Annotated in this window: 9 protein-coding genes; 8 read left to right on the forward strand and 1 reads right to left on the reverse strand. The window is 45.0% G+C overall.

All coding sequences use genetic code 11. The features are described 5' to 3' along the window. The first annotated feature begins 157 nt into the window (after positions 1 to 157). Both R7O12_RS08620 and R7O12_RS08625 read left to right on the forward strand, forming a co-directional pair. Positions 158 to 1,699: a hypothetical protein gene (locus R7O12_RS08620; RefSeq protein ID WP_031777160.1), complete on the forward strand. Its 1,542-nt coding sequence runs from the start codon at positions 158 to 160 to the stop codon at positions 1,697 to 1,699. 12 nt (positions 1,700 to 1,711) lie between these two features. Beyond that, complete coding sequence (locus tag R7O12_RS08625) at positions 1,712 to 2,401, forward strand: hypothetical protein (RefSeq protein WP_065275176.1); 690 nt, start codon at positions 1,712 to 1,714, stop codon at positions 2,399 to 2,401. A gap of 86 nt (positions 2,402 to 2,487) precedes the next feature. Here R7O12_RS08625 and R7O12_RS08630 read toward each other — a convergent pair whose 3' ends face one another. Next, positions 2,488 to 3,489 carry an AraC family transcriptional regulator gene (locus R7O12_RS08630; protein WP_053304538.1) on the reverse strand — a complete coding sequence of 334 codons (1,002 nt, stop codon included), beginning with the start codon at positions 3,487 to 3,489 and terminating at the stop codon, positions 2,488 to 2,490. A 107-nt stretch (positions 3,490 to 3,596) separates the two neighbouring features. On the opposite strand from R7O12_RS08630, the gene R7O12_RS08635 reads away from it, so the two are divergent. The 6 genes from R7O12_RS08635 (at position 3,597) to R7O12_RS08660 (ending at position 11,360) form a co-directional block, all read left to right on the forward strand. Beyond that, positions 3,597 to 3,923: an MFS transporter gene (locus R7O12_RS08635; protein WP_017635162.1), complete on the forward strand. Its 327-nt coding sequence runs from the start codon at positions 3,597 to 3,599 to the stop codon at positions 3,921 to 3,923. Then, positions 3,923 to 5,146 carry an HlyD family secretion protein gene (locus tag R7O12_RS08640; protein ID WP_047101169.1) on the forward strand — a complete coding sequence of 408 codons (1,224 nt, stop codon included), beginning with the start codon at positions 3,923 to 3,925 and terminating at the stop codon, positions 5,144 to 5,146. The genes R7O12_RS08635 and R7O12_RS08640 overlap by 1 nt, the downstream gene beginning before the upstream one ends. Before the next feature lie 101 nt (positions 5,147 to 5,247). Next, on the forward strand, positions 5,248 to 6,570 hold the full coding sequence (locus R7O12_RS08645) for an AarF/ABC1/UbiB kinase family protein (RefSeq protein WP_318125753.1): 1,323 nt from the start codon (positions 5,248 to 5,250) through the stop codon (positions 6,568 to 6,570). Between the two features lie 112 nt (positions 6,571 to 6,682). Continuing rightward, positions 6,683 to 8,029: a magnesium transporter gene (locus R7O12_RS08650; RefSeq protein WP_005373641.1), complete on the forward strand. Its 1,347-nt coding sequence runs from the start codon at positions 6,683 to 6,685 to the stop codon at positions 8,027 to 8,029. An 805-nt stretch (positions 8,030 to 8,834) separates the two neighbouring features. Then, on the forward strand, positions 8,835 to 10,073 hold the full coding sequence (gene codB, locus R7O12_RS08655; protein WP_318125754.1) for a cytosine permease: 1,239 nt from the start codon (positions 8,835 to 8,837) through the stop codon (positions 10,071 to 10,073). 9 nt (positions 10,074 to 10,082) lie between these two features. Next, positions 10,083 to 11,360: a cytosine deaminase gene (locus R7O12_RS08660; protein ID WP_025767946.1), complete on the forward strand. Its 1,278-nt coding sequence runs from the start codon at positions 10,083 to 10,085 to the stop codon at positions 11,358 to 11,360. The last annotated feature ends 88 nt before the right edge of the window (positions 11,361 to 11,448 follow it).

Genomic DNA, 11,448 nt, shown 5'->3' on the forward strand with positions numbered 1-11,448 from the left:
AAATTCGGAATAAAAATCCACTATATTTTTAAATATATCGAATAATAGGTCTTACCAAAAAACAATATCAACATATATGACTTAGTTTGCTTATATAGACAGGACTTTATGTTGCTTCTAAGTTTCCTGCTCTAATAAAGTCTACGAGTAACATGAAATGAGATATTCCAAATTAACACCTTTAGCCATATTTTGCGCGATAAGTCTAACTGCTTGTGGCGGCAGTGAATCTAATTCGAAACCATCGACAACGACACCTCCAACACCACCAATGCCAACATTGAGCACTGTCACAATCCCAACTGTCGTTTCTACAGAGTTTCCGGCCAAGTTAAAAGTGGCTGCTGATTCGGGCTTCACCCACTATGTGAAAATCTCCCTTTCCGAAGCAAACAACAACGATACATTTCACATTGTGGCTGTTGATGACGGTGCGAATAATGAAAAAATCTTTCGTGCAGCCAAAATCATCCAACACCTTCTCACAAACCAACCAGACTCTAAGTACGGTGCTGACAAGTCTCGTATCGCTAAGACATTAGCCGAGCGTGATGCCACACTAATGCTGACCGAAAACGACGAACAGAATGATGAGATGTTAACCAAAATCTTTATCAACGAACTGATTCGCCAAGGCAAATTGAACGATGCAGTTACAAGCTCGGGCTTAGCACACTCTTTTGATACTAGTTCTCTAGAAAAGTTTGTTGTAAGCATGATGGTACTTAACGAAGATGATATGGATACACTTGTCACATCTATCGCGTCAACATTAGTAACTAGTAAAGAAACACCAAACTGGCTAAGGAATAGCCAATCTTTAATGTATCGAGAACTGACAGTTGAAGGCGATTGCCATTACATGAGTAATTTTGCCGATTACTGCGCCAATCTTGGTAAAAAAGCCGAACGAGACGCCGCTTTTGAAGAAATTTTACACTTGGTCCAAGCGCAAGGTATTGCACCTAACACGGCGACTGCGGCACTGCAAAATGACATTCAAGCTCATGCGTTAAGCATCTATAACGATATTCAATCGGGCAAACCGACGGTGTGGCGCCCTACTCAGTATGACTGGGACGATTGGAAATCGGACGACTTCGATCCTGAAAGTGTGAAACAAACGGGCCCTTCATATTCTCACGAATATTTTGCTGCCGCTTTTGAAGCTTACATGGGTGTAGCAAAAGCAAACGGACATGGTTTAGATGGCTACCAAGCGTTAACGCGTGAAGAAATGCAAACCCAAGATCCACAAGCCGTTGATTGGATCAGTGGCTTATTCCACGGATACTTGCAATATACCGCGAATATCGACTCTGCGGGCGTCAAGCTCTACACAGAAAAGACAAGTCCAGGCACAGTACCTACCTTCCGTATGGCTCCCAACAAAGACGGTTTGATAGAAGCGTACACCTACAAATCTCAGTGGCTAACAAAAGTGAAGATCATTGGCGGCGACGCGATGAATGTGATCGGTAATGATCAAAACAATACTTTTGAAGGCAACAGCAAAGACAACAGCATTTATGGTGAAGGCGGTATCAACACCTATATAGTGCCACACAAACTGGCGGAATGTACTGTTATCAAAGCAAAGAGCGTTTCTGTTGAGTGCCCGAGTACAGGCACTGACGAGTTGTACGACATTCAGAACATCCAATTCACCGACCAAACCCTAGATGTAACCAAGCTATAAAAAATGAAAAACATGAAGAAACTTATTCTATTCGCTCCCTTGCTCCTTGCTGGTTGTGGTGGCCTAGCCGTCATGGATCGTACTGATGCCGTAAAAGCACAACCAGAAATGCTGATCAAAACCGACGGTGATTTTTGGGGATTCGGTGCGGATGGCCATTTTGATTTTGCTGGTAAGTACAAAGGCAAGTATTCACGCAGTGCTTCTAACTCAAGTTGGTTTAACCGTATCTCTTTCAAAGAAGGTTCAATGGGCGCAGAAGTGATTCGTATCGACAGCGGGGAAACTTGGCTTTTGAACTGCACTGGAGGCGGTATGTCGGTTAACTACATGGGCGTCGATTTTGGTGGGAATGATCCTTACACCTGTGACATTACTCAAGATGGTAAAAAAGTCGGTGAGTTTGCGATGGAGCCAAAATCCGCTCTCATCGACATCAGCTTTGAGAAAAAAGAGACAGGCGTAGTGCGTATTGGTAGCACCCACTTTAATGTAGAAACTGTACATACTAGTCCTGACGCCATGATGGCGGTAGACATTCCATTGGGTTATAGCTTTAAGGAAGGCACACAAGAAATTGCCGCAGTGCAGACGAACGGTACCATTGCGGTACAGATGCTCCCTGAACTTAGCGAACAAAAAAAGGATGTAATTGCCATCGGCGCTGTTGCAAGTGCACTAAGTTGGCGTCCTAAGAAATAGCCACCACATAAAACGACACAAAAAAATAACAAAGCCCTCAACTTTGAGGGCTTTTATTGCTTGTACTCATAGAGATAAGTGGAGCACTACTTCTCTAATCTTCCCGTATACTGCTTGGGCGTTAATCCACGATGTTTCTTAAACATACGATTGAAGCTCGCCACATTGGTGTAACCAAGGCGCGTGGCAATGTCATCAATACTCACGCGCTTACTCAACAAACCAGCTGCAATATTACTCAATACATAGCCAGAAACCGTCGAAAAATTGAGCCCTAATTTATGCAAACGACGTTGAAACTGCTGTTCAGATAAATCAAGCAGAGAAGACACGCGCTCTAACGTTGGCAATCCATAATGGCTGCTGTAGTTCACCACTTCATAAATCACTTTCAACTCGTCTTCTGGATCGGGCATATTAAGCAAATCATCCAAATCGGAAAAACTCATCGCTAGACGGCTGTCTTCTCGATGGCTCACTTGGCGAGAAGCTAGTCGGTCATCTCCCGGGATCCATATCTCTGTTTTTGGCTGACTCCATTCCACCTCGCAGCCGAAATATTCCCGGTATCGCTCAGTATTTTTTCTCGAGCCTGAAACCTTGACACGTAAAGGCTGGTAATCTTTGCCAAGAAATTCGCGTAACACCTTAATCATAAATACCGCACAGCGGATACTATCGTGCACCTTTACTGACGTTTCTATAAACGGGTTGTGGTAAGTCCATTTGATGATTTTACCCGACTGTTCGCCAGCAAAAAACGCCCCTGATTGTAGGTTGCTCACACCATAATTCACTCGCCGAATGGTACTGGCTAAATCATTGCCGGAGAATAACCAGCGTCCCACTGGCCCTAGCTTTTGCAGTTCAATACCTCGGCTGAGACTCAACACCACATCCGGGTCACCACTGGCTTGTTCAACACAACGGTACCATTCCGCAACGGCTTTTAGCGGGATCAGTGTCATTGGGTTACGAAACACCGATGCTGGGATCCCTAACTCATCCGAGTCCAAATTGTATTTAGATAACGCGAGGTTATGCATGTTTAGAATGCCCATCGCGCGAATAAACCGAACCGTTTTCATAACCAATCACATCAAATTTAATCCCGTAGTGATTGAATCTGTCACAAAGAAAGCCGCAAATCAAATTCAGATCACAATACGCCAACAGTTTGATAGAGGAGTGTTTAATGAGTTTACTGAGTGTCCCGTTTGTCGGTACAGGCGCAGATACGGCGTTACATGTTGTCGCTGCTGTCGTTTTAATTGCGAGTGTCGCGGGCGCGTGTTACGGCTTTTGGAAAATCCATGAATTACCTATCAATAAAGCACATAGCAAAGACCATCATCAGATAGGGCTCATCACTGCGCTGACCTGGATAGGGTTTGTCTGGCACTGGGTTTGGGTGCTAGCCGTGATCTTTGCATTCGTTGATATGGAAAAAGCCATCATCAATCTGCGTGATACATGGAAAAGTAAACCGCAAACAGAAACACAGCCAAAAGAGGAAGCATAATGTTAGAAGGTTTAGCGGTATGGGCACTCTTCATCTATCTGTTGCGTTTGGTTGGCATGCCTTGGAACAAAGCAACCAAATCGTTCGCTTATCTTGGCGGCTTGGGTTGGCTAATGTTCGTCTGGGTAGGTTTGATTAACTTCACCCCGATGGATTTATCCGGCGGTTCTGTCGTGCAGTCACCACACATCCAATTGCGTCCAGATTCAACCAATGTAAAAGGTAAAGTTGACCACATTTACATTGAGCCGAATCAGCAAGTTAAAGAAGGTCAGCTCATTTATGAACTTGACCCAACGCAATACAAAATCGCATTAAATCAAGCGAACGTATCCGCTGATTCTGCTCGCGTTGCATTAGCTACAGCAAAAGGCGACATCGAGATTGAAGAAGCTAACCACGAAGCGCTAGTGCAAGATCTAGAAACATCAAAGAGCCAGTTGGAAGCGGCGAAAGTTGACTACAAATTGCAGAAAAAAATGCTAGATCGTTATGTTGAGCAAAACCGAGTGGTGCACAACACCATCACGGAAAGCGATATCGACAAACAATCGAGTGCGGTTGATATGGCACGTCACAACGTGTTGACCCTTGAGTCTCAAATCAAGAAGAAACAAGTCGATATTTCCCGTGCAAAACTGGCGATTCATAAAGCGGAACTTGCAGTTGAAACCAAACAAGCCGAACTGCGCCAAGCGAAAGAGCAAATTGCAAAAGCGCAATGGGATTTGAATAGCACAAAAGTTCATGCCCCAACAGATGGCTTTGTCACCAACTTTATCCTGCGTGAAGGTCAGCGTGTATCAATGATGCCGCGTATCAACATGTACACCAACGAAAAGTACGTACTAATGCGAGTGAACCACCAGGCGATTCGTAACATCAAACCGGGTCAGCCAGCGGAATTCTCTTCGTCCGTTTACCCAGGTAAGATCTTCTCAGCGACCGTCGAAGGCATTGTTGAAGCAACAGGTGAGTCACAAGGTAATCTACTGGGTTTCGATGATTCCGTACGTGTCACCACTGGAAAGAACTTACAGAACAAACACCACTTTGTTCGTCTTAAGATTGATGAGCCAGAAGGCTACGACATCCCTGTTGGCTCTGTTGGCCTCGCATGGGTCAGCGGTGAAAAACCGATAGGCTTTATGGCCTTCTTAGATGTGATTCGCGGGATCATCATCCGAATGAAGTCTCAACTGTACTTCTTCTACTCTATCTAAACTCGCAAACCGCCAGTTACGCTGGCGGTTTTCTTTTCATTTGTATCCAAACATATCCTTTTCCCGTATAACAATTAGTTAGTAAATAGCGGAGAAGATTCATGTCGGCAAAGGAAAGAAGCCTACCTACCCATCGCATCTCAAGATTCAGCAAGTTCGCTTCACTTGCTACCCGTGTCGCAGGCAATGTGATTGCAGAAGGCACGAAGCAGATAGCCAAAGGCAACAAACCAAAAGCGAAAGACCTCTTGCTGACGCCACAGAACATCGCGCGCTTAACTGACCAACTTGCTCACCTGCGTGGCGCTGCAATGAAGCTTGGTCAAATGCTATCAATGGATGCTGGTGATGTTTTAGAACCTGAACTTGCCGATATTCTTTCCCGTCTTCGTTCCAACGCAGACCCAATGCCTGCAAAACAACTCAACGCAGTAATGGAAAGTTCGCTGGGAACGAATTGGAAAGCTGAGTTTCTGTCATTTAACTTCAAACCAATCGCCAGTGCATCAATAGGACAAGTGCACCAAGCCTACAGCGATGTGGGCGATAACCTAGCCGTCAAAGTGCAATATCCGGGCATACGGAAAAGTATCGATAGCGACGTCGATAATGTCGGTACAATGCTCAAGGTCGTTGGGTTGATTCCCGAGTCTGTCGACTACAAAGGATTACTCGAAGAAGCGAAAAAGCAGCTACATGACGAGGCCGATTACGCACGAGAGGCACAATTTGCCATTCGTTATCATGACGCTTTGAAGGAGCACCCTCATTTTGTCGTACCGAAGATTCATACTGAAAGTTGCTCAGACTCCGTTCTCGCGATGGAATTCATTGATGGTAGCCCGATTGAGCAAATCGAACATTATGATCAGAGTACACGGGATTTTGTCATGCACAGCCTACTCGAATTACTGTTTCGAGAGCTGTTCGAATTTAAGATGGTACAAACCGACCCAAACTTCGCCAACTACTTATATATCGAAAACACTCGTCAAATCGGCTTGCTAGATTTCGGGGCGACCCGCGAATACAGCGAACGGTTCAGTACCGGCTATCGCCAAGCTTTTGCGTCTGTCGTGAATAATGACGAACAAGGCTTAAATGATGCGCTTGAACAAATAGGCTTCTTCAGCCAAACCATCCTTCCAGACCAGCGCCAAGCGATTCTCGATCTAGTGAAAATGGCATGTGAACCGATGTTAGTTGATGAGCCTTATGACTTTAAAGCCAGTGGCTTAGCACAAAAGCTTCGCGAAGCTGGCACTATTTTAAGCATGGAACAAGAATACTGGCATACTCCACCAGCAGATGCCCTATTTTTACACAGAAAAATCGGCGGAATGTACTTGCTGGCAGCCCGTATTGGCGCAAAAGTGAACATTCGCCAATTGGTACAGCCATATCTCACCATCAACAGCGAATAGCCTATTGTTTTTCTGTTACTTTCAAGTACCTTGAGCAAGGTTAAGATGCATAGTTGTGCATCTCAATAACATGCCATACTTCCATAAAACGAATTAACTATCGGGGTACTCGGTGAGCAAGTTTCAAGATCTCTCCACTCTAATCCAGCAAATTGGCCAAGCCGAAGAAGCGGATCAAGTCGCAACGCTCAATGAATCTATTGAAGCGGGCCTCGAGCCCGGCGCGGTTGCCCTGATTCTAGAAGCATTTCCAATCGACGATCGTGTTCGCTTATGGCGAGCTTTACCACTAGAGCTACATATCGACGTGTTAACGGAAATGCGTGCGGACGTACGTTTCTCTATCATCAATGCGTTATCTGAAGTCGAGCTAAAGCTCACTCTCGCTAAACTCGACAACTTGTCGCTCATCGAATGGGCCGATTCGTTGCCAGAGTCGATCATCAACGAAGCGCTCTCGTTGATAGAAAAAGATGAGTTGGAACTTTACGATCAAGCAAACGAGTATGCTGATGAAGAACTCGGCCACTGGGCTGAACGTAAGATCATCACCCTGCCCTTCAATATTACGATTGGGACAGCTAAGCAGTTAATGGAGCGCTATAGCTACGACACGCCTCAACAGGTGTATCTGATTAATCGTAATAAACAGTATCGTGGAACGGTCAACTACTTCGATATCTTACGTGGTGACCCCGATACTCGCTTAAAAACACTCGTTATTGAGGCTGTGACGGTTCTAGACAGTAAAATGATGCTTCCTGAAGCGGTAGAGGCATTAGAACACAGCACACTGCCCGCTCTCCCTGTAACTGATGCAGACCAAACACTGATCGGTGAAGTCGATTGGCAGTTTGCATTGAGTACACAGCGTGAAATCTACGAAGCACGTTTGATGGCCGGTACAGGTATGGATGAAGGCGATGACTTGTTTGCGCCAGTATTAAAAAGCTCGCAAAAGCGCGGGGTTTGGTTAGGCATCAATTTGCTTACTGCGATTTTGGCGTCTGTCACTATCGGACTGTTTGAAGATGTAATTGCTCAGGTAGTGGCTTTGGCGGTGCTCATGCCAATTGTTGCATCCATGGGGGGCATTGCTGGCAGCCAAACGCTCACTCTAATGATTCGTGCGATGGCGCTTAATCAGATCACCCCAGGTAACCGCTTCAAGCTTTTGAAAAATGAGTTGGGTATTGGCTCTCTGAACGGCATTGCTTGGGCGTTAATCATCGGCGGGCTCGCCGGATTGTGGTTTCAATCTCCGGTTCTAGGGGGAACCATCGCGCTGGCCATTATCGTCAATATTATTACCGCAGCTTTATTTGGTGTGCTGATTCCCATTATTCTGGATAAGTTTAAATTGGACCCCGCTTTGGCTGGCTCGGTGATTCTAACAACAGTGACAGATGTAGTTGGTTTTTTCGCCTTTTTAGGAACGGCGAGTTTAGTCATGCTTTAAAAGGTTCATTGTTTATTAATCAATCATTAGCATAATAGAGTCAAATTGCATAACGCAGTTGCAAATTGCAAACAAACTCAGACTTTAAGCAACGCATGTCACAGAAACTACGTATTTTAGGGCATATTAAAGTTGGCACAGTAACTGCATTATATAAATCGACCCTTCTTAAGCCGAGGGTCACCTAGCCAACTGACGTTGTTAGTGAACTTGATTTTGTTCACATGTATATAAGCCAATCGCACTCTTTGCGGTTGGCTATTTTTTTATGTGGCTATTGCCCTCTTATCCTCTGACCGAGCTCGGTTGTACTTTTCTTACCCACAACAGATTTTTTACTGTTTATAAAATTCAAATATTCGCCCACTAAGCCATTAGAAATGCGAGCTTCAACAAAAATAAATCACCTACATAAAATAAAACCAAGAAAACACACCCAAGAAAAGAACAAATAACGTCCAAACCAAAAACCTCATCATGAAATCGTTTTCTTTTCATAGAAATCGACTGAACAATCCAGAGTTATAGATAAATTTAATCCATAAAAACAAATAGCAATTCAAAACATTAATTTCACATAGAAAACCTGTCTATAAATCATAGAAAATACGTAAAAACAAACTTTCCACCTTTAGAATTTAAAAACCAAGCCATTGTTATTAAAAGAAAAAATACACATAAAAAACCAAGCAAACGTTTAAATTTCAATTTTATCATTGACTATTAAATTTACATCACGATAATACGCGCCGTTTGCCTGAAAATCAGGTGCTATAATTTAATATTTCAATGTGCGGAGGCAATAATGGCTGGAGACAATAACTACAGTCTTGGACCAGTTCCCAACACGGCCAGAAAAGGCGTGGCGTCACTAACCATGGTGATGTTAGGACTCACTTTTTTCTCCGCAAGTATGTGGACAGGGGGTTCTCTCGGTACTGGGCTCTCCTTTAATGATTTTTTCCTCGCTGTTCTCATCGGTAACCTAATCCTCGGTATTTACACTTCTTTCCTCGGTTACATCGGCGCTTCTACTGGTCTCTCTACCCACCTTCTTGCTCGTTTCTCTTTTGGTTCTAAAGGCTCTTGGCTTCCTTCCGCTCTTCTTGGCGGTACTCAAGTTGGGTGGTTTGGAGTTGGTGTCGCGATGTTTGCGATTCCGGTGCATAAAGCAACGGGCATCGATACCAACACGTTGATCCTTGTATCCGGTTTGCTCATGACCGCGACCGTTTACTTTGGAATCTCAGCACTGATGGTGCTGTCAGCAATCGCCGTTCCTGCCATTGCACTACTTGGCGGCTACTCTGTCATCGAGGCAGTAAATAGCGTTGGTGGTATTGGCGAACTACAACAAGTTCAACCAACCGAGCCACTCGATTTTTCAATAGCTCTCGCGATGGTTGTCGGCTCTTTTGTCAGTGCTGGTACATTAACGGCGGATTTCGTACGCTTTGGTAAAAAGCCGCGCAGCGCCGTGATGATCACCATGGTGGCATTTTTCATCGGTAACTCGCTAATGTTTATCTTTGGCGCGGCAGGTGCGTCGGTGACGGGTCAATCAGACATCTCTGAAGTGATGATTGCACAAGGTTTATTGATTCCTGCCATTATCGTACTTGGGTTAAATATTTGGACGACCAACGACAACGCGCTCTACGCATCGGGTCTTGGATTTTCCAACATCACAGGCTTACCAAGTAAATACATCTCAATGGCGAACGGTCTTGTTGGCACACTTTGCGCTCTCTGGCTCTACAATAACTTTGTTGGCTGGCTGACCTTCTTATCTTTGGCAATTCCACCGATTGGCGGTGTGATCATCGCTGACTTCTTCACGAACCGTAAACGCTACGCAAACTTTGAAGCCACCCAGTTCCAAAGCGTAAACTGGGCTGGCATTATCGCTGTAGCGATTGGCGTTGGTGCAGGACACTTCCTTCCTGGCGTAGTGCCGATTAACGCTGTACTTGGCGGTGCAATTAGCTTCCTGATTCTTAATCCTATTCTCAACAAAAAAGCACTGGCAACACAGCCAGCGTAAGGAACCATCATGACAACACTACTGATCAAAAACGTAACGCTAAAAGGACAAGAAGGTCTGCAGCAAATTTTGATTGAAGATGGTCAATTCAAGCGCATTGAAAGCAACGATGTGGAGCTTAGTCATAACGGTGACATCATCGATGCTGAAGGCGGTATGGCGGTTGCGCCTTTCTGCGAGCCACACATTCACTTAGATACAACTCAAACCGCAGGTGAGCCAAGCTGGAACATCTCTGGCACATTGTTTGAGGGTATTGAACGTTGGGCTGAGCGCAAAGAAATGCTGTCGATTGAAGACGTGAAAGCGCGCGCAAAACAAACCTTAAAATGGCAGATAGCAAACGGCGTACAACACGTTCGTACCCACGTCGATGTTTCAGACCCTACCCTAATTGCCCTAAAAGCGATGGTAGAAGTGCGTGAAGAGATGAAAGAATGGGTAGATATCCAAATCGTCGCCTTCCCGCAGGAAGGAATTCTCTCTTACCCAAATGGCAAAGAGCTGCTAGAAGAAGCCGTCAAATTAGGTGCGGACGTGATTGGCGCGATTCCACACTTTGAATTCACACGCGAATATGGCATTGAATCGCTGCACTACGTATTCGAGTTAGCGCAAAAATACGACCGCCTGATCGACGTGCATTGTGATGAAATCGATGACGAACAATCTCGCTTCGTTGAAACACTGGCAGCATTAGCGCACAAGTTTGATATGGGGAATAAAGTCACGGCCAGTCACACCACAGCGATGGGTTCCTACAACGGTGCATACGCATCTCGCCTGTTCCGTTTATTACGCATGTCCGGTATCAACTTCGTGGCAAATCCATTGGTGAACATTCACTTACAAGGCCGTTTTGATGATTACCCAAAACGTCGCGGCGTAACACGAGTGAAAGAGATGCTGAATGCCAACATCAACGTCTGCTTTGGACACGATGATGTATTTGACCCTTGGTACCCACTAGGCACTGCAAACATGCTGCAAGTGCTGCATATGGGTCTGCACGTGTGCCAGGTGATGGGTTACGACCAAATCAACAACTCACTGGATCTGATCAGCACCAATTCAGCACGTACACTGAACATTCAAGATAAGCACGGCATTGAAGAAGGCAAACCTGGTAGTTTACTGATTCTTCCCGCAGAAAATGGTTTTGACGCAGTACGTCGCCAAGTGCCGGTTCGTTACTCTGTCCGTCACGGTAAAGTGATTGCAGAAACACAGCCTGCGACAACTCATATTCATCTTGAACAAGCAGAGCAAGTAACGTTCAAACGCTAAAAAGATCGGCGTGACCCGTCCTGATATGGGTTGACACTTTTTAACTAAAACGCTCGATGTACTTCATCGGGCGTTTTGTATTTTAAAG

The organism is Vibrio sp. Vb1574 (genome assembly GCF_033338675.1).